This window comes from Synechococcus sp. R50.1 (assembly GCF_047462115.1).
Classification (GTDB): Bacteria; Cyanobacteriota; Cyanobacteriia; order Thermostichales; family Thermostichaceae; genus Thermostichus.
The window spans coordinates 1-17,079 of record NZ_JANSIN010000054.1 but is presented as its reverse complement, the minus strand read 5'-3'; the positions used below and the strand labels follow the sequence as shown (position 1 = coordinate 17,079).

The window sequence follows — 17,079 nt, the reverse complement described above, 5'->3', positions numbered from 1 at the left end:
GACCTACTCCAACCCAGACTCCACCGCCCGTGGCGGCTGCTCCCTCCCCAAGGCCCACTCCCCCGCCGACTGCGGAGCCCTTGCCCATACAGCCAAGCGAGCGGGTTTCGGATCCCAGCCAATTGGCTCCCGTTCCGCCCGCTCCGCAACCGGTGACAGAGGTTCTTCCCGCCCAGCGGCCCTCTGACTCTTCCCAGTTGGGGCCTCCGGTCAGTGCCTCTGCTCCCAGCAATGGAGCCGGGATCCAGGGCAGTGGAGCTAGTGGATTGGCCAACCCCACCCAATCCGCTCCCAATCCCCCCAGTGTGGCAGCGCGGGCCGATGTGGATTGGGGCCCCTGGCTGGCCGCTTTGCAGCGGAAAGTGGAGCAAAATTGGATCCCTGGACAGACCGGCACCTCGCGTCGCACGGTGGTGATTTTTACGGTGGGTCGAGCTGGCGATCTGCAGAGCATTCGCCTGGGGCGCACGTCTGGCAGCCAACAAACCGATGATGCGGCGCTGACGGCTATCCAGAGGGCAGCCCCCTTCCTGCCCCTGCCTGAGGCTTATGAGGGCAACTCGGTGACGATTAATTTCACCTTTGATATCAACGTGCTGGGCCAGTTGACTGTAGGGGGATCCGCCAACTGAGGAGGGGATCCCTGCGAAACCCAAAAGACGGCGGCCTGGCAAGAGCCTACAGGGATCCCACAGGAGTTGGGGTGGCGGGCCCAGAGGCAACGCGGCTTATGCGACGCAAGCCCGGCAAGCCGGCATCCACCACCACCACACTGCCATCCGGTAAGACTGCCAAGCCGGCAGGTTGATCGAACCGGGCCACCGAGGTGGGGCCATCCTGCCAGCCGGGCTGATTCTGTCCGGCCAAGGTGGAAACTTGTCCCCCAGGCTGAAGACGACGAATGCGATGGTTGTCTCGGTCGGCCACCCAGAGGTTGCCTGCCGCATCGAAGGCCAGCCCCCCCAGGGTTTGAAAACGGGCCTCTGCCAGGGGGCCATCCCGATAGCCTGGCTCTGCCCCGGAGAGGGTGGTCACTCGTCCGCCAGCAGAGAGCCGGCGCAGGCGATGTCCATCGGCAATCCAGAGGTTCCCCTCCTTATCCACCGCCAGAGCCGTGGGCTGCAGGAGCTGGGCCTGTTCTGCTGGGCCATCGACGGATCCCGGCTGGCCGGTGCCGGCAACCGTGGTCACTTCACCTGCAGGGGTGATGCGGCGGATGCGGCGATTGGCGCGGTCGGCAACGTAGAGGCTGCCATCTGAACCCAAAGCCAGCCCCGATGGCTCACGGAACTGAGCCCGGTCAAGCTCCCCATCTCGGTATCCGGCTACACAAGTGCCCGCAAAGGTGCTCACCTGTCGTTGCAGGTTGATATAGCGCAGGCAATGGTTGCCGCTGTCGGCCACCCACAATCCCCCCTTGGGATCCCAGAGCAGCCCCTGTGGGGAGTCAAACTGAGCTTGATTGGCTGCTCCGTTGCGGCGGCCTGCTTGGCCTGTGCCGGCCCAAACTTCCAATTCCCCCTCTGGAGACAGCCGGAAGATGCGGTGCTGGGCTCTATCGGCTAAATAGAAGGCTCCTTCAGGATCCACAGCAATGCCGCTGATTTGCTGCAGGTAGATCCTGGACTCGGTGCCGGTGTTATCAGGGGCGTTGCCGACAGGATCTGCCGCGGGCGAGGTGCGGCCATCCAGCAAAGTTTCCACCACCCAGGCCGATGCTGCCGGAGCAGTGGGGGTGGGAGAGGGGCTGGGGGAAGGAGTAGCGGCAGGCCAATCGTAGACCAGAGTGCCCAACCCTTGCCCGGAAGCATCCGCAACAGCAACCCAAACTGAGCCGGAAAGAGAAGAAGGCGGCATCACCACCAAACGGTCACCGCTGCGGGAGCGAATTTCCCCCTTCAGGATGCGCTCGGGATTGGCTGCTGCAGCAAAGAGAACTGTTTCCACCCGCTCCAGATTTTCCCCTGAGAGCAGCAACGGCTGGCCAAGGGTGGGCGCTGCCGAGCTGGTGTGCAGCAGCGGTACCCCCACCTCAGAGAGCACCAACATCGAAAGGCGGCGCTGGCGCTCTGTGTCTTGGGGAGGACGATTGACACTGCCAGAACCCTCAGAGCGGACAGAAAGGGTCAGGGATCCCTTCCCCTGCGCCAGAGTGGTGGATCCCCGATAGGCGATGGCGCTGAGCTCCGCTTCCCCGGCGGGAGGATTGGTGAAGGTGAAAGTGGCCGGTTGCCCCGGGCGCAGAGGGGCAGTGGCGGTTTGGCGATAGGTGCCCAGGGTAATGCTCAGGTCGATCCCTTCCACCCCCGGCCAGGTGGGAGTGCGAGCCAGCCAGCGATCCACCTCTGAGGCCGGTAGCTGGGCCACCAGATCGGATCCCTGTTCCTGGAGCAGCAGAACGATGCGGTTGCTGGGCACCGACAAGCCGGACTGGCGGGCTTGCTCGAAAGTCAGAGAAAGCGGGGAGGGAGGGAGAGGAGTTGGAGTTAAAACCGGCTGTAGGGCCGCAGGGGGAACAACGCTGGGAGACAGACTAGAAGAAGAAAGCTCGCCACAGCCCGAGAGAGCCAGCACCAAGGCACTCAGCGCAGGCCAAGGTAGCGGTGTCAGGGAAGCCCGTCGTGGCATGATGCAGCTCATCCCCTCCCACAAACTGGGAAATGGCGGAAACCCAAACCCCCACGCTTACCTTCATCAGCGTACAAACCGGCGAGAATTGCCCAGCACCCTCTCTGCCGCAGGAGCCACCTCGACCAATGCCTTGGCCCCTGAACCGCATTCCTATTCATGACCAACCATCCTCACCCGCAGGTGAGTCGCACTCCTCACTCCATCTATCCTTACTCAAATCCCCACCGAAAGACCAGATAGCAGTTTCAGCGGCCAGGAAATCATCCAGGCCATAGCGGTAGCGCTGTAAGTCGATGCTGCCCGCGTTCGCCCGGTTCGGCTATAGAGTGGGGACAGGCCACTCTCGCGGATGAATCAAGTAGACGGTACCCCCGGAGTGCTCCAGCCACAACGACTCTAGCTGTTCGCGGCGGTAGGTACGGCGAACCTCTTCGTTGGTTTTGGCCGCCGGATCGTGGACGATGGGATCCCCGTGGCTATCAAATCCCACCAGCACCGCCAAATGACCCTTGCTTTTGGGGATCGGCGCCCCTTCCAGTTCTCCCTCGCCCCAGGCATAGCTGAGGATCACTGGAACCCCTGCCGCGATCCAGGCTTCTGCTTGAGCCAAGCTCTCCAGCCGCGCCACCACGCCGGACAAACCTTGCTCGGCAGCATGGGCGACGTTGAAAGCCCAGTTGCCATGGCCCTGGTAAACCCGGTCATACACACCGGCCACTGCTGCGCGCACCAACACCTCACAGGGACGGGGATCCCGCTTCCAGTAGGCCATCACCATCGCCAAAGAGGTGGGGCTACACCAGACCTCTCCCCCATCGGGGTACACCATCTGGGAGCACCAAGGCAGATCCAAGATTTTGCCCCAGCGGCTGGGATCCCCAGGGGATAGGCGGCTGGGCCTGACCGGCTCGTTGGAAATGGCAACTGCCACCTGATCCACAACGGCAGAACGGCCTGGCTCTTGCGTGAACAGGCGCACCCTGACCTGGAAGGCTTCTGCTCCGTTGAGGGTATCCTTGAGCACCAGCAAGTCCGTGTACAGGTTGCCATCCTCATCCCCTTGTCCTTGCACTGAGTGGCTGGCCAGAGTCAAGGGATCCGCAGCCCATACCCCGCCGTGATACCACTTTGTCCAGCGGTCTGAAAGCTTCGCCCGGATCCACAGTTCCAGCCAGGTGCCGGGGGGCGTGGTGGCATTCCAGGAAACGATGGCCCCGATCAGGGGGAAGCCCGTGGGGACTGCTGGACTGGTGGCTTCTCCCACCCAATAGGTGCCGCCGGGATAAAGGGGTCGGCCATGAGCTGCTGACTCGGATCCTCCAAGGCTGACTTCTTGCCGCCAGCCCTCTGGATCCAAGACCAATTGCCCTTGGGCGTTCAGGCGGATCCCTTGGGTTGACCAGTGCTGAAACCCCTGAGCTTCTCCTGCCCGCCAGCGCTGAAACCCGGTGCGATAGGTGGAGTGGGTCTGGGCTTGCATCGTCAAGAGTCCTGGAGAAGTTGGGACAGGCTGGGCCAACGTGGGCAACCCCAGCAAGAGCAGCACAACCCCGCTGACCAGCCCAGGCAGCCCCTGCCGATAGCCACTGCCTTCTGCGAGCATTGTCCGCCTGCCCCCACTAATAGCGCGACACCGCCGGATGTCCACCAATGTACCAGCGCCACGGGATCTCAGCCCCCTGAGTGATACCGATGCGGGTGGTCTGGACAATAGGCAACTGCGTTTGCCAAGAGGGGGATCCCTCTAGCCAAAAGCCTTCTTGGTCGACATCCACCTGCCCCAGCCGCCAACCGTTGTGGGATCCATCGATGCGCAGGGCTTGACAGAGCAGGCCCGGCCCTGCGGCCACCCGCGCCGGCTTGTTCTGTTTGTTGGCCGGGATCCACTCCGGCAGGCGATCCAATTGAACCGCTCGGATCAGAACTGCCGCCGGGATCCCTTCGGCTTCGGTGACAATGTTCAGGCAGTGGTAGAGGCCGTAGATGCGATAGACATACAAATGCCCCGGCGGCCCGAACATCACCTGGTTGCGCCGGGTTTTGCGACGGTAGGCATGGCAGGCCGGATCCCCGGCTGTATAGGCTTCCGTCTCCACGATCTGGGCCCGCAACTGCAGCCCATCGGCAAATTGCCGCACCAGAACCATGCCCAGCAAGGCAGGTGCCACCAGCGGGGCCGGCTGGCTCAACCACTCCACAGCGTCCACGGCAGGCTTGGCAGCCCTCAGCCCCCAGCAACGGCAGGGACGATGCTCACCTCATCCCCATCTTGCAGAGGGGTGTCACATCCCTTGAGGAAGCGAATGTCTTCGCTGTTCACATAAAAGTTGACGAAGCGGCGCAATTCCCCCTTCTCATCGCACAGCCGCGCCTTAATCCCCGGACAGCGTTGTTCCAAAGCATCCAACAATTCGCGGATGGTGGATCCCTCGCAATTCACCACCCCCTGATCCTGGGTGAGCGCCCGCAGCGTGTTGGGAATCAGCACCTTGACTGCCATAGCCCAATGCCTCGTCCATTAACCAACATCAAAAAACTAGGGTAGCAGCACCCCATCGATGCCGTGAATCACGCCGTTGGAAACTGGAATATCCGCCAGGTTCACGTTAGCCCCGTTGACCCGGATGCTGCCATCGGATCCCACCTGCACCTGCAGCGGCAGCCCTGCCAAGGTGGTCAGAGTGGTCGATTGGCCGGGCCGCAGGTCAAACGAGGTAATCCGCCCCGGCACCACATGATACGTGAGAATGCGGGTGAGCTGAGCCCGGTTGGCCGGCTGCAACAGCGTCTCCACTGTACCCGGCGGCAGTTGCCCAAAGGCCACATCGGAAGGGGCAAAGACCGTGAACGGCCCCGGCCCTGCCAAAGCCGTATTTAGCCCCGCCGCCCGTAAAGCCGCTGCCAGCGTCGAGTAGCTGCTGGGCAAGGTTTCCAGCTCAACGGCAATGGTGTTTAGCCCTTGAGGCTGGGCCGCAGGAGCAAAGACAAGCGGGGCCACTACAGCCGCCACCGGGATCCAACGGCGAACAAGGCGCTGAACAGAAGGAAAGATAGGCATCGTGCAAAGCTCCTGAGCCAATAGGTCTACGCCAGGGATCTTAACAGTTCTTCATTAAGATCCTGTTAAGAGGCAGTGGAGAGGGTCTTCCCTGCAAACCGAGTTCATACTGATGCCTCTTGCCAGTCCAGCCGCTCTAGGGTGCGGGCGCGCTCCAAAGCCTGTTCAAAGCTCTCCAGCTTGGGCGAGATCACCAGAGGATGGCCTACGTGGGGTTGAACCGCCTCCTGGGTCTTCAGGCCGTTGCCAGTAATGTAGGCTACTGTAACCGCCTCCGGATCGATTTGACCGGATTCTGCCAGGTGTTTGAGCACGGCAATGGTGGTGCCGCCGGCAGTCTCGGTGAAGATGCCTTCGGTCTCGGCCAGGAGCTTAATGCCGGCGATGATCTCGGGATCCGTGGCCGTTGCGATCTGCCCACCGGTTCTGCGGGCAATGTCCAGGGCGTAGATCCCGTCGGCAGGGTTGCCGATGGCGATGGACTTGGCGATGGTATTGGGCTTAACCGGAGTGACAAAATCCCGTCCCTCGCGGAAGGCTTGGGCAATGGGCGAACATCCCTGCGCCTGGGCGCCGTGGAAGGTGACCGGCTTATCCGCCACCAGCCCCACCTTCACAAACTCCTGGAAGCCTTTGTAAACCTTGGTGTACAGGGATCCCGAGGCCAATGGGATCACCACCTGATCCGGCAGTTGCCAACCCAATTGCTCCGCCACCTCATAGGCCAGGGTTTTGGAGCCTTCTGAGTAGTAGGGGCGCAGGTTGATGTTGACAAAGCCCCAGCCGTAGCGATCCGCCACCTCGGCGCAGAGGCGATTCACCTGGTCGTAGTTGCCCTCTACAGCCATAACGGTGGGGTTGTAAATCAGGGATCCCAGCACCTTGCCCGCTTCTAAGTCCGCCGGGATGAAGATGGTGCAGTCCAGGCCGGCATGGGCGGCAATGGCAGCCGTGGAGTTGGCCAAGTTGCCCGTGCTGGCGCAAGAGACGGTGGTAAAGCCCAGCTCCTTGGCACGGGTCAGCGCCACCGACACCACCCGATCCTTGAAGCTGAGGGTGGGCATGTTGACGGCATCGTTCTTGATGTAAAGATTTTTCAATCCCAGCCGCCGACCCAGCCGCTCCGCTTTGATCAGAGGGGTCAGGCCCGTGCCCACATCAATGGGCTTCTCAGAAGTCACCGGCAGAAAAGGCCGATAGCGCCAGATGGAATGCGGCCCGGCCTGGATGCTCTGACGGCTAACCGTGCGCTTCAGCCAGTCGTAGTCATAAGCCACTTCGAGGGGGCCGAAACACAGCTCACAAACATGCTTGGCGACCGGCTCATACTCGGCGCCACACTCCCGACAGCGCAAACGGCTGAAGCCCACCTTGGAGCTGTGCAAGGCAGAGGCCAACGGGGAATCGGCAGGGCTGAGCGGGCGTTCGGAAAGAGTTTGGGACATGGGCAGCCTCAAGGTGAAGGAAAGGGTGGGCGCTGGATTGAACTTACCTATCGTTGGGGGGAATCTTATCACCCGCAATCTGCCGCGTCAACTAAACCCGACTAAAATAGTCTGGATTAGATCCGGTTGAGGATAATGGAATCGGTGCTTGGCTCTCTCAGGCGGGCTGTCTGGTGTTTGTATGAGCCGCAACATCCCTTGGGCGACTCTGCCCTTTCCTCTGGGATCCCCTGCTATCGGCAGCCTTGGGGGAGCTGATCCCAGCGCCCTGAGGTCTCTTCAACTCTTCAATCAGGTGACTTAGGCTGGGAACTGAGCCTCTACCCAACTTTATTTCCCAGGGCAACAGAAAACTTTCCCTACTGCTCTGCCTGCCTCAGGCCGGTCGCAAATAACCCTATCCGTTGCCGCCATCGCTAAGCTGGATAAGCGAGCTGAAATAACCTGAAAATTAAAAGACCGGGGATCCCGGCTATTCATTTTGGAATTGCCACCCTATGCTCAGAGTTGGACGGGACAGCATTGATTTTCTCGATCACTACGATGTGGTGGTGGTCGGCGGGGGGCACTCCGGCTGCGAGGCAGCGTTGGCAGCAGCGCGGCTGGGCTGCAACACCCTCATGCTGACATTGAATCTGGACAAGATCGCCTGGCAACCCTGTAACCCCGCCGTCGGCGGCCCGGCCAAATCGCAACTGGTACACGAAATCGATGCCCTCGGCGGCGAGATGGGCAAAATCACCGACCGCACCTATTTACAGAAGCGGGTGCTCAACCGCTCGCGGGGGCCGGCGGTGTGGGCGCTGCGGGCACAAACCGACAAACGGGAATATGCGCGGGTGATGCGCTCGGTGGTGGAAAACCAGCCCAACCTGACGATTCGCGAGGGCACCGTTACCGATTTGGTGCTGGGGCGCAACGATGAGATTGTCGGCGTGGTCACCCACTTTGGCACCATCTTCGGCTGCCGAGCGGTGATCCTGACCACCGGCACGTTTTTGGGGGGGCGCATCTGGATTGGCCGTCACTGGCAATCTGCCGGACGAGCGGGGGAGTTTGCGGTGGAAGGGCTGACAGACACCCTGCACCAACTGGGCTTGGAGACGGGTCGGCTGAAAACCGGCACCCCCGCCCGTGTGGATCGGCGCAGCGTGGATTTTTCCGTCATGGAGCGGCAACCGGGGGATCCCGATGTGCGCTGGTTTAGCTTCGACCCCGAAGTGTGGGTGCCACGGGAGCAGATGGATTGCTACTTGACCCGCACCACCCCAGAGACCCACCGCATCATCCGGGAAAATCTCCACGAAACCCCCGTCTATGGCGGCTGGGTAGAGGCCAAAGGGCCCCGCTATTGCCCCAGCATCGAAGATAAAATTGTCCGCTTTGCCGACAAGGAAAGCCATCAGATTTTTATCGAACCGGAAGGGCGGGATCTGCCGGAGCTCTACATCCAGGGGTTCTCCACCGGCATGCCGGAGAAAATCCAGATCCAGATGTTGCGCTCCCTGCCGGGTCTGGAAAAGTGTGTCATGCTGCGCCCCGCCTATGCGGTGGAATACGACTATCTGCCGGCCACCCAGCTCTACCCCACTCTGATGACCAAAAAAGTGCAGGGGCTGTTTTGCGCCGGCCAGATCAACGGCACCACCGGCTACGAAGAGGCGGCAGCTCAGGGGCTGATGGCCGGGATCAACGCTGCCCGCCTGGTTCAGGGCAAACCTCTGGTCATTCTGCCGCGGGAGTCCAGCTACATCGGCACCCTCATCGACGATCTCTGCACCAAAGAATTGCGGGAGCCCTACCGCATGCTCACCAGCCGCTCCGAATACCGCCTCATCCTGCGCTCCGACAATGCCGACCAACGGCTCACCCCCCTGGGGCGGGAATGGGGCTTGATCGATGACCGGCGCTGGGCCCTGTTCCAAGCCAAGCAAGCCCGTATCGCAGCCGAAATTCAACGGCTGGAAAGCCAACGGGTGAAGGCCCAAGACCCCGCCGGGATCCAACTAAGCCAACTGACGGGGCAGGGGATCAAGGGATCCGCCACCCTGGCCGAGATCTTGCGCCGCAACCAGATTCACTACTCCGATCTCCTGGAACTGGGGCTGGGGGATGCGGAGCTGGATCCCTTTGAGCAGGAGGCGGCAGAGATTGCCGTCAAATACAGCGGCTACATCCAGCGGCAGCAGAGCCAAATTGAGCAGGTGAGCAAGCAGTACCACCGCCCTCTGCCCCCCGATCTGGACTACCACTCCATCCCCACCCTCTCCAAAGAGTCGCGGGATAAGCTCTCGGCGGTGCGCCCGCTAACCGTGGGCCAGGCGGCCCGCATCGGCGGTGTCAACCCCGCCGACATCAACGCGCTGCTCATCTACCTTGAGGTGAGGCAACGTCAGAGGGCGGCGGATCCCGTCTGTTCTTCTCTGTGAGCTCCGCCCCCATCCATGTAGAGGGAAGGGATCCCTTCTAGGGGCATGCGCGAGGCTACCCCCAGCTCCAGCGGCGAGACCTCCCCCCGCAGCCAGTGGCAGAGCCCAGCTGCCCCAATCATGGCGGCATTGTCGGTGCAGAGGGCTAGAGGCGGGATCACCACCCGCAACCCCCTTTGCCGGGCTGCTTCTGTGAGGCGGGCCCTCAGCTCCCGATTGGCAGCTACCCCTCCCGTCAGCAGCAGCGTCGAGAGGCCCAGCGCCTCGGCGCAGGCCACTGCCTTTTCGGTGAGCACATGGGTCAGACAGGCCTGGAAGCTGGCGGCAATGTCGGCAATGGGCAACTCCTGGCCTTGCTGCTGCAACTGCTGGACTAGGCGCAACACCGCCGTTTTCAGGCCGCTGAAGCTTGTGTCGTAGGGATGCTCCACTTTGCCCTCGGGCAGGGGAAAGCGTTGCGGATCCCCCTGCTGAGCCCAGCGGTCAATCTGCGGTCCCCCCGGATAGCCCAGCCCCAGCAGCCGCGCCACTTTGTCAAACGCTTCGCCGGCAGCATCGTCGCGGGTGCGACCCACCGTCTGGTACTGCCCGTAGTCCTTCATCCAGATCAAGCTGGTGTGGCCCCCCGACACCAAAAGGCAGAGGCAGGGGGGGCGCAGATCGGGCTCGGCCAAAAAGCCGCTAAAGAGATGGCCCTCCAGATGGTGCACCCCGATCAGGGGCTTGTCGTGGAGCAAAGCCAAGGTCTTGGCCCCCATCAGCCCCACCAGCAGGGATCCCACCAGGCCCGGCGCACAAGTTACGGCAATGGCATCTACCTCGGCCACCTCCAATCCGGCCTGCTGCAGAGCAGCCTCTAGCACAAAGGGCAGAGTTTCCACATGCTGCCGTGAGGCCACCTCCGGCACCACGCCCCCGTAGGCCGCATGGAGGTCGATTTGGCTGGCCACCACCGAGCTGAGCTGCCGCGGGGCAAACCCCGGCCAGGCCACATCCGCCGTCACCACAGCCACAGCCGTTTCGTCACAACTGGTTTCGATGGCAAGGGCGCAGGGCATGGGAGAGCAGGCTGGGCAAAAGGGATAGGAGAGCTTTGGGATACTTGAGATACTTGAATTAAGAATTGTGTGAGCTAAAACCCGGGATCCGTCGGGGCGAGGCGCTCAGGAGTATGATACTAACCGTTTGGTGCCTGTTTCTGCACTTAGCATCCCTTAGCATTTGGACAGATCTTAGACCCCTACCTCAAGGACACATCCTGCTATGCGAACCTTTTTAAGCCTTCTTTTGGCCCTTTGCATTGCGCTTGGCCTCGCCCAATCTGTGCAGGCAGAGCCCTTGATTGGTCTGAAACCTTGCAGCGAAGTTCCCGCCTTTCAGGCCCTGATGAACGAACGCCTGAGCAGCCTAGAGGAGAAGATCCTCAACGCCAGCCCTGCTATGGCCCCTGTTTACCAGCAAAAGCTGGCCCAAACCAGCAAGCGCTTTGAGCGCTACAGCAAGCTGCTCTGCGGCGAAGAGGGCCTGCCCCACCTGGTTACGGATGGTCGGTTGAACCATGCGGGCGAGTTTCTCATCCCCGGCCTGCTTTTCCTCTATATCGCCGGTTGGCTGGGCTGGGCGGGGCGTTCTTACCTGATCGCGGTTCGGGATGAGGATAGCCCCGAAATGAAAGAAAGCCTGATCGATGTACCGCTGGCGCTGCGGTGCTTCCTCACGGCTTTGGCTTGGCCCGCTGCTGCTTTTAAGGAAATTGCCAGCGGCGAAATTCGAGAGCCGGAAGCGGCTGTGCCCATCTCCCCCCGCTGAGGAGCTGAGCCCGGCTTTCTAACTCGATTTATTTAACTTTTGAGAGGCGTCTATGGCTGATTTCACCAAGTTTCTCACCACTGCTCCGGTGGCATTTATCCTGTTTTCCAGCTTTGTTTTTGCCCTGTTCATCGAGATCAATCGCTTCTTCCCCGACATTTTGACGTTCTGAGTGTAGGCCAGGGATCCCCAGCGCAACCTACGCCCGGTGGGATCCCTGCTTTTTTAGGCTTTTTTCCATCCTCCTTTGAACTGGACACAGAGTTGCTGAAATGGTCGAACCCAATGCCGATCCTGCTCCGTTGAATAGGTTGAACATGAATAAGGGATACGTCACCGTCCCTGAGGGAGATCCGCAAATTGGGGATCTCTGGACACCGATCAACCACGCGCCTGTTGTCCGGCTGTTGATCGACTGGCTGCCCATCAACCGACCGGGATTGAGTTCCATTTGGCGGGGCTTGGAAATCGGTATGGCCCACGGCTATTGGCTGGTAGGCCCCTTTGCCAAGCTGGGGCCGCTGCGCAACGAGCCCATCGGTCTGCTGAGCGGCTTTTTGGGAGCCTGTGGCCTGATCTTGATTCTGACGGCGGCCCTTTCTCTCTACGGCACTGTCACCTCGCAGCGCAACACAGGGCCGGTAAAGGGATCCCAATCTTGGAGCGAATTGGCTGCCGGCTTCTTGGTAGGGGGCATGGGGGGGGCGATCGTCGCCTACCTGCTTTTGCTAAATGCGGATCTCCTGATTCCTGCGTCTTAATTGAGGCTATTGGCCTTCCATCACATCATCCACAACGTCTTTGATTGCCTCTCGAGCATCTTCGACTCCAGGGTGGGCGGCTGCTTCCGCTTGCTCGGCCCTGCCTTCCAGCCTTTCACGCTGATCGCTGGCCAGCTCACCCACAATTTCCTGGATTTTGCTCTCCAGATTCTTGGCAGTGGCTCCAACTTGCTTTTCAAGGCTCATAACATCGGCCCCTTCACCGGCTTTGCCCTGTCTACTCGATAGCACCTTTTCTCTTTGGGCCTCGTGATCCAAATCACCTGCAAGGCAGCAAAGAGGGTGGGTCGGGCTGGCAGACCAGAGGAAGCTTGTCTTAGCATGGACTGAATTCTGCAATGAGCCGATAACAGCGGTTCTAGAGATTTTTCTGCCTATCTTTCGTGAGCTGCTGTGAACGATCTGCTGTCCGAACCCACTTCTGAAAGGCTCTCCTTAGCCGAGATCCGTCGCCTATCGCCCGCAGCCTTGGCCTACCTGGGAGACGCCATTTACGAACTGCACGTGCGGCGGCAACGATTATTTCCGCCAGATCGACTGGAGCGCTATCATCAGCAGGTGGTGAGGCGGGTACGCGGCTCGGCTCAGGCCAAGTTGCTGTTGGCCCTGTTGCCCCATCTCAGCCCCGAGGAGCAGGAAATTGTCCGCTGGGGTCGCAATGGCTGCGGTCGCCCACCCCGACATCTGCCTCTGGCCGACTACCAAAACGCCAGCGGCCTGGAAACGGTTCTGGGCTATCTCTACCTGGCCAATCCCGAACGGCTGCGCCATATCCTCGCCCTCACTGATGTTTTGTCCGAGACCCTGGGCGAGTGGGAAGGTTAGGATAGTCTTTCTGTCTTTCCATTTCCACGCCCATGCCTAAGCCTTCTCAGCGCAAACCTGCTTCACGGCTGTCTCGCTCGGGCAAACCGCAGCGGCGAGGGGCAGGGCAATCCGTCAGCAAGCGGGTACAGCGGCCCAAACGCCGAGACGGGGATCCCAAGCTTGCCACCCAAGAGGCTCCGGTGAAGCCGATCCGCCGCAACGCACAGCGGCAGTGGCCCCAGGGCAAGGTGGCTCCTCAACCGGCAGGCCAACGAGATCCCGGCCTTCCCATGGGTGGGACAGGGGTTCTGCCGGAAGAAGTGCAGCTTCAGGCCGACCGGGATCCGCAGACCGAGCTGGAGCAAGAGATCATCTACGGTCGCCAGACGGTACTGGCCGCCCTGAGAAGTCAAGCCACCCTCAACCGGGTTTGGATCCTGCCGAGGTTGCGCTACAGCCCCCAATTTTTGTCTCTGTTGGAAGAAGCCAAAGCGCGGGGCACTGTCATCGACGAAGTATCTCCACAGCGGCTGAACACTCTCACGGCTGGCGCTAACCACCAGGGTATTGCTGCCCAAGCCACGCCTTATCAGTACATGGATCTGGAGGATTTGGTGGAAAAAAGCCGGCAGGCCGGCCCCAATCCGGTGCTGGTGGTTCTAGACGGGATCCAGGATCCCCATAACTTGGGAGCCATTGCCCGTAGCGTAGAAGCTTTTGGCATGCAAGGGATGGTGATCCCCCAGCGGCGGGCAGCAGGAGTCACCTCGACGGTGATGAAGGTGGCGGCAGGAGCCCTCTCTACCTTGCCGGTGGCGCGGGTGGTGAATTTGAATCGGGCTTTGGAATACCTCAAAGAGCAGGGGTTTTGGGTTTATGGCACCACCAGCCGAGGGGCTGACCCCATCTATAGCGCCGATTTTCAGCGGCCCATTGCTTTGGTAGTGGGATCCGAGGGGGAAGGGATTAGCCTGCTCACACAACGCCATTGTGACCAACTGCTGTCCATTCCCTTGGCAGGCCGCACTGAAAGCTTGAATGCTTCTGTGGCCACCGGCATTGCCCTCTACGAAATCCACCGGCAGCGCTCTCCCCACCACCTCAAACGTGCCGAGATTGATACATTCCTCAACAAATCGTCAATAAAAGCAGTAGAATCTAGGGGATTGCAGAAAATATCCAATGATCGTTAGCACTTGTTAATGGGGGATGGATCCCGTGAGCAACCCTTTGGTCAGTCTGTTGGATAAGCTGCGCGGCCTGTCGGTCTGGATCGAGATCACCACCGAGGACTGCACCTACTACTACGGCCCCTTCTCCGATGAAGCTGAGGCGGAGCGGCTCAAAGGCCACTACATCGCCGACCTGCAAAAGGAAGGAGCCAAAAAGATCCAGGCTCTGGTGAAGAAAATGCGCCAGCCACAGTCTCTGACGGTGACCCGTACTCCGTCGGGAGCCCGTTCCTGATGTCTGCTACGGCTTATCAAGTAACCCTTCATCACCGCGGCCAAACCTACCGCTTCCCTGCCTCTGCGGATCAGACGGTCTTACAAGCTGCTCTTGAACACGGGATAGAGCTACCTTCCTCTTGTCAGGCGGGGGTTTGCACCACCTGTGCGGGGCGGCTGAAGTCGGGATCTGTGACTCAGACAGAGGCAATGGGGATTGGGCCAGAACTGCAGGCCCAAGGGTTTGTGCTGCTGTGTGTAGCCTATGCTACCTCCGATTTGGAGGTGGAGACCGATCAAGAGGAAGAGGTTTACCGTTTGCAGTTTGGCTCCTAACCGTGCCGGATTTCTGTTCAGGTCTACTTGTTAGTAGGTGTTGTAGTCATTTCGATTCAAACTAGGACACTGTACCCACAACTAAAACCTTGGTCGCGTCAGCGTTGCGGAGCAATAATGCAGGGGCCCAAAAGGTTTTTCTCAGTAGCCCGGCTGTCTCAGCCTAATCTGAAAATACTACATTAGTTTATATTGTTGGATTCTTAGTGTTAGAAGTTATCGAAAGTAAGTCTGTTTCCTTGGCGAGATCAGTTCTCGACTCCTGTGAAGTTGCATTTGTTGCACCTATCTCTGCCGTTGAGCTCGCCTCTCTCTGCCCCGCAACTGGAGCAATCCCTCTGTCAGCAAGTTGACCGGGAGCTGGGCCAGCCGGCTCGGCTTCTGCGCTGGAGCTTGACGGCGGTGGAGGGGGATAGAGCCTGGGTTGAGGTGGTCGCCACCACTGATGAGGGCTACTCGGATTTAGACTAGGACAACTCACTCTTAGTCAGCTTCTTGACAGACGTCTGCAAGAGTTTTCCCAATACCCCAGTGGTCTCAGACCAATCGAGAACCAACAGTTTCATTGCTACGTTAAAGAGATGGTTCATATTGATTGATGGAAATGGCTATCGGTACCCTTGCCCATTTTTGTCGTTTGGCCAATGTCTGTCTCTGCATCTGAACCAACTCCGGCTCCACTGCTGGCCGAGCAGCACCCCCCTGTCGCCCTCACCATCGCTGGATCCGACAGTGGTGGAGGAGCAGGGATCCAAGCGGATCTGCGCACCTTTGCTTTCCAACGGGTACACGGTACCTCTGCCCTGACCTGCGTGACCGCCCAGAATACCCTTGGGGTGAGCCGGGTGGATGCGCTGCCCCCCGAAGCCGTAGCCGCCCAAATCGAGGCTGTGGTGCAGGACATCGGGGTGCAAGGGATCAAGACGGGCATGTTGCTGAATGCCGAGATCGTGCTGGAGGTAGCCCGTCAGGTGGAGCGCTGGACGTTGCGGCCTCTGGTGGTGGATCCGGTGATGGTGTCCCGCACGGGAGCGAAGTTGTTGGCAGATGAGGCCATTCAGGCCATCCGCGAGCGGCTGATCCCCTTGGCTCAGGTGCTGACCCCCAACCGCTATGAGGCGCAAATTTTAACGGGGCTGGAGCTGCAGTCCCTGGCAGATATGCAAACGGCGGCCCAGCAGATTCACGCCTTAGGCTGTGGAGCGGTGTTGGTTAAAGGCGGAGGCATGCCGGGGGAACTGCAGGGGGTGGATGTGTGGTTCGATGGCGAGCGACTGGAAGTGCTGAAAACAGAGCGGATCCCCACCCGCCACACCCACGGCACCGGCTGCACCCTCTCGGCGGCCATTGCGGCGCAGATGGCCTGGGGTAAGGATCCCTTGGCGGCCACAGTGGCGGCCAAAGCCTATGTAACAGAAGCGCTGCGACATCCTTTGGCCATCGGGTCAGGTCAGGGGCCAGTGGGGCACTTCTACCCGCTTCTGTCCGGGATTGGCAAACCTGTGCCATAAGAGAGAGGTCACTCTCTCTGGCTGCTATGGCTAGCCCGTCGAATCTTTCTCAGAAGGGATCCCTGCCCAAATGGCGGCTTTGGCTACCCCTCCTGCTGCAACTGGGTATCGTTCTGCTGATACCGGCTCGGCAAGCGCTGACTCTTGCTGTCGGAACCACGATCTACCTGCAAACGGCCCCTGTGGATCCCTATGACCTTTTGCGGGGCCGGTATGTGGCCTTGGGCTACGTCGTCGCTCGACGCTCCACCCTAGAGCAACTGCCGGGTTGGTCACCTGAATTGGAGACCCCAGGGATCCTTTATCTGCGCTTGGCTCCCCCCGCAGGGGAGCCAACTCAACCTTGGCAAGCAATCGGTGTCAGCCGGGAGATGCCCAAAGATTTGCAGCCTGAAGAGAAAGTGCTGCGAGGCTGGTTTGACGGGCAGCAGCTCAAGTTGGGAATCGAAGAATTTTTTATTCCCGAAGCGATTGGAGATGCCTTGGAAGAGGATATTCGGCGTTACCCTGAAGCCACGCGGGCAGAAGTGAAAGTGGATCCCTGGGGCAAGGCAGCATTGGTCGGCCTCTGGGTAAGAGAGCGTCGGTACTAAGTGTATTCTTGGCTTTGGACTTCTTTAGCTTTCACAATCGGAAAGCTCTTTATCTAGCATAATCTCATGCTTCTCTAATTTGTCAATTTTTATTTGGCTCTAGCGATGATTTTAGTCCCTGAGCTGAAAACAAGCTATGGCCATTTCGATTCAAACTAGGTCGTGTTGATCTTATGTTAGGATAGAGAGAATAATTTATAGAGGAAAGAGGATGAAGTTGGTTTTTTTAG

At 59.9% G+C, this 17,079-nt stretch carries 20 protein-coding genes; 12 read left to right on the top strand and 8 right to left on the bottom strand.

Annotated features, from left to right (window positions below):
* A partial coding sequence (locus NW870_RS11385) for an energy transducer TonB (protein ID WP_414375361.1) occupies positions 1-632 on the top strand: 632 nt, incomplete at its 5' end.
* A gap of 46 nt (positions 633-678) precedes the next feature.
* Here the strand turns inward: NW870_RS11385 and NW870_RS11380 are convergent.
* From NW870_RS11380 to thrC, 6 genes are all read right to left on the bottom strand, one after another.
* Complete coding sequence (locus tag NW870_RS11380; RefSeq protein ID WP_414375359.1) at positions 679-2,628, bottom strand: NHL repeat-containing protein; 1,950 nt, start codon at positions 2,626-2,628, stop codon at positions 679-681.
* A 322-nt stretch (positions 2,629-2,950) separates the two neighbouring features.
* Complete coding sequence (locus NW870_RS11375) at positions 2,951-4,234, bottom strand: peptidase C39 family protein (RefSeq protein WP_414375357.1); 1,284 nt, start codon at positions 4,232-4,234, stop codon at positions 2,951-2,953.
* Positions 4,235-4,250: 16 nt separating this feature from the next.
* Complete coding sequence (locus tag NW870_RS11370; protein WP_414375356.1) at positions 4,251-4,829, bottom strand: DNA-3-methyladenine glycosylase; 579 nt, start codon at positions 4,827-4,829, stop codon at positions 4,251-4,253.
* Between the two features lie 26 nt (positions 4,830-4,855).
* Positions 4,856-5,131, bottom strand: a complete 276-nt coding sequence (locus tag NW870_RS11365; protein ID WP_011434358.1) for a ubiquitin-like small modifier protein 1 — start codon at positions 5,129-5,131, stop codon at positions 4,856-4,858.
* A 36-nt stretch (positions 5,132-5,167) separates the two neighbouring features.
* A complete protein-coding gene (locus NW870_RS11360; protein ID WP_414375354.1) occupies positions 5,168-5,689 on the bottom strand; it encodes a fasciclin domain-containing protein in 522 nt (173 codons plus the stop codon).
* A 104-nt stretch (positions 5,690-5,793) separates the two neighbouring features.
* A complete protein-coding gene (gene thrC, locus NW870_RS11355) occupies positions 5,794-7,134 on the bottom strand; it encodes a threonine synthase (RefSeq protein ID WP_414357602.1) in 1,341 nt (446 codons plus the stop codon).
* A 497-nt stretch (positions 7,135-7,631) separates the two neighbouring features.
* Here thrC and mnmG point away from each other — a divergent pair, with 497 nt between their 5' ends.
* Positions 7,632-9,563, top strand: a complete 1,932-nt coding sequence (mnmG, locus tag NW870_RS11350) for a tRNA uridine-5-carboxymethylaminomethyl(34) synthesis enzyme MnmG (protein ID WP_414357603.1) — start codon at positions 7,632-7,634, stop codon at positions 9,561-9,563.
* Here mnmG and tsaD read toward each other — a convergent pair.
* Positions 9,527-10,621, bottom strand: a complete 1,095-nt coding sequence (gene tsaD / locus NW870_RS11345; RefSeq protein WP_414375352.1) for a tRNA (adenosine(37)-N6)-threonylcarbamoyltransferase complex transferase subunit TsaD — start codon at positions 10,619-10,621, stop codon at positions 9,527-9,529. The two genes, mnmG and tsaD, sit on opposite strands and share 37 nt — an antisense overlap.
* Positions 10,622-10,826: 205 nt before the next feature.
* Here tsaD and NW870_RS11340 point away from each other — a divergent pair, with 205 nt between their 5' ends.
* The 3 genes from NW870_RS11340 (at position 10,827) to NW870_RS11330 (ending at position 12,133) form a co-directional block, all read left to right on the top strand.
* Positions 10,827-11,372, top strand: coding sequence for a Photosystem I reaction center subunit III (locus NW870_RS11340; RefSeq protein ID WP_414342216.1), 546 nt, complete (start codon positions 10,827-10,829; stop codon positions 11,370-11,372).
* A gap of 52 nt (positions 11,373-11,424) precedes the next feature.
* Positions 11,425-11,544, top strand: a complete 120-nt coding sequence (locus NW870_RS11335; protein WP_011434365.1) for a photosystem I reaction center subunit IX — start codon at positions 11,425-11,427, stop codon at positions 11,542-11,544.
* A gap of 100 nt (positions 11,545-11,644) precedes the next feature.
* On the top strand, positions 11,645-12,133 hold the full coding sequence (locus NW870_RS11330) for a photosystem I reaction center protein subunit XI (RefSeq protein ID WP_414375350.1): 489 nt from the start codon (positions 11,645-11,647) through the stop codon (positions 12,131-12,133).
* 6 nt (positions 12,134-12,139) lie between these two features.
* Here the strand turns inward: NW870_RS11330 and NW870_RS11325 are convergent, their stop codons facing one another.
* Positions 12,140-12,412 (bottom strand): hypothetical protein, encoded by a 273-nt coding sequence (locus NW870_RS11325; protein ID WP_414375348.1) that lies wholly within the window; start codon positions 12,410-12,412, stop codon positions 12,140-12,142.
* A 135-nt stretch (positions 12,413-12,547) separates the two neighbouring features.
* Here NW870_RS11325 and NW870_RS11320 point away from each other — a divergent pair, with 135 nt between their 5' ends.
* From NW870_RS11320 to NW870_RS11290, 7 genes are all read left to right on the top strand, one after another.
* Positions 12,548-12,979, top strand: a complete 432-nt coding sequence (locus tag NW870_RS11320) for a ribonuclease III domain-containing protein (protein ID WP_414357607.1) — start codon at positions 12,548-12,550, stop codon at positions 12,977-12,979.
* A 32-nt stretch (positions 12,980-13,011) separates the two neighbouring features.
* Positions 13,012-14,154 carry a 23S rRNA (guanosine(2251)-2'-O)-methyltransferase RlmB gene (gene rlmB / locus NW870_RS11315; RefSeq protein WP_414357608.1) on the top strand — a complete coding sequence of 381 codons (1,143 nt, stop codon included), beginning with the start codon at positions 13,012-13,014 and terminating at the stop codon, positions 14,152-14,154.
* Between the two features lie 16 nt (positions 14,155-14,170).
* Positions 14,171-14,428 (top strand): DUF1816 domain-containing protein, encoded by a 258-nt coding sequence (locus NW870_RS11310; protein WP_011434370.1) that lies wholly within the window; start codon positions 14,171-14,173, stop codon positions 14,426-14,428.
* The gene (locus NW870_RS11305; protein ID WP_011434371.1) at positions 14,428-14,745 is read left to right on the top strand and encodes a 2Fe-2S iron-sulfur cluster-binding protein; all 318 of its coding nucleotides are present in this window, start codon (positions 14,428-14,430) and stop codon (positions 14,743-14,745) included. Before NW870_RS11310 ends, NW870_RS11305 begins: the two co-directional genes overlap by 1 nt.
* 276 nt (positions 14,746-15,021) lie before the next feature.
* Complete coding sequence (locus tag NW870_RS11300) at positions 15,022-15,216, top strand: hypothetical protein (RefSeq protein ID WP_414342212.1); 195 nt, start codon at positions 15,022-15,024, stop codon at positions 15,214-15,216.
* Between the two features lie 173 nt (positions 15,217-15,389).
* Entirely contained in the window at positions 15,390-16,256 is an 867-nt protein-coding gene (gene thiD, locus NW870_RS11295) for a bifunctional hydroxymethylpyrimidine kinase/phosphomethylpyrimidine kinase (protein WP_414375346.1), read from the top strand.
* A 26-nt stretch (positions 16,257-16,282) separates the two neighbouring features.
* Positions 16,283-16,849, top strand: coding sequence for a GDYXXLXY domain-containing protein (locus NW870_RS11290; RefSeq protein ID WP_414375344.1), 567 nt, complete (start codon positions 16,283-16,285; stop codon positions 16,847-16,849).
* Positions 16,850-17,079 lie beyond the last annotated feature (230 nt).

What these genes read in the sequence shown, in the direction of transcription:
- NW870_RS11380 (WP_414375359.1), bottom strand. Translation starts at nt 2,628, where the DNA reads ATGCCACGACGGGCTTCCCTGACACCGCTACCTTGGCCTGCGCTGAGT.
- NW870_RS11375 (WP_414375357.1), bottom strand. Translation starts at nt 4,234, where the DNA reads ATGCTCGCAGAAGGCAGTGGCTATCGGCAGGGGCTGCCTGGGCTGGTC.
- NW870_RS11365 (WP_011434358.1), bottom strand. Translation starts at nt 5,131, where the DNA reads ATGGCAGTCAAGGTGCTGATTCCCAACACGCTGCGGGCGCTCACCCAG.
- NW870_RS11360 (WP_414375354.1), bottom strand. Translation starts at nt 5,689, where the DNA reads ATGCCTATCTTTCCTTCTGTTCAGCGCCTTGTTCGCCGTTGGATCCCG.
- thrC (WP_414357602.1), bottom strand. Translation starts at nt 7,134, where the DNA reads ATGTCCCAAACTCTTTCCGAACGCCCGCTCAGCCCTGCCGATTCCCCG.
- mnmG (WP_414357603.1), top strand. Translation starts at nt 7,632, where the DNA reads ATGCTCAGAGTTGGACGGGACAGCATTGATTTTCTCGATCACTACGAT.
- tsaD (WP_414375352.1), bottom strand. Translation starts at nt 10,621, where the DNA reads ATGCCCTGCGCCCTTGCCATCGAAACCAGTTGTGACGAAACGGCTGTG.
- NW870_RS11340 (WP_414342216.1), top strand. Translation starts at nt 10,827, where the DNA reads ATGCGAACCTTTTTAAGCCTTCTTTTGGCCCTTTGCATTGCGCTTGGC.
- NW870_RS11335 (WP_011434365.1), top strand. Translation starts at nt 11,425, where the DNA reads ATGGCTGATTTCACCAAGTTTCTCACCACTGCTCCGGTGGCATTTATC.
- NW870_RS11330 (WP_414375350.1), top strand. Translation starts at nt 11,645, where the DNA reads ATGGTCGAACCCAATGCCGATCCTGCTCCGTTGAATAGGTTGAACATG.
- rlmB (WP_414357608.1), top strand. Translation starts at nt 13,012, where the DNA reads ATGCCTAAGCCTTCTCAGCGCAAACCTGCTTCACGGCTGTCTCGCTCG.
- NW870_RS11310 (WP_011434370.1), top strand. Translation starts at nt 14,171, where the DNA reads ATGGATCCCGTGAGCAACCCTTTGGTCAGTCTGTTGGATAAGCTGCGC.
- NW870_RS11305 (WP_011434371.1), top strand. Translation starts at nt 14,428, where the DNA reads ATGTCTGCTACGGCTTATCAAGTAACCCTTCATCACCGCGGCCAAACC.
- thiD (WP_414375346.1), top strand. Translation starts at nt 15,390, where the DNA reads ATGTCTGTCTCTGCATCTGAACCAACTCCGGCTCCACTGCTGGCCGAG.
- NW870_RS11290 (WP_414375344.1), top strand. Translation starts at nt 16,283, where the DNA reads ATGGCTAGCCCGTCGAATCTTTCTCAGAAGGGATCCCTGCCCAAATGG.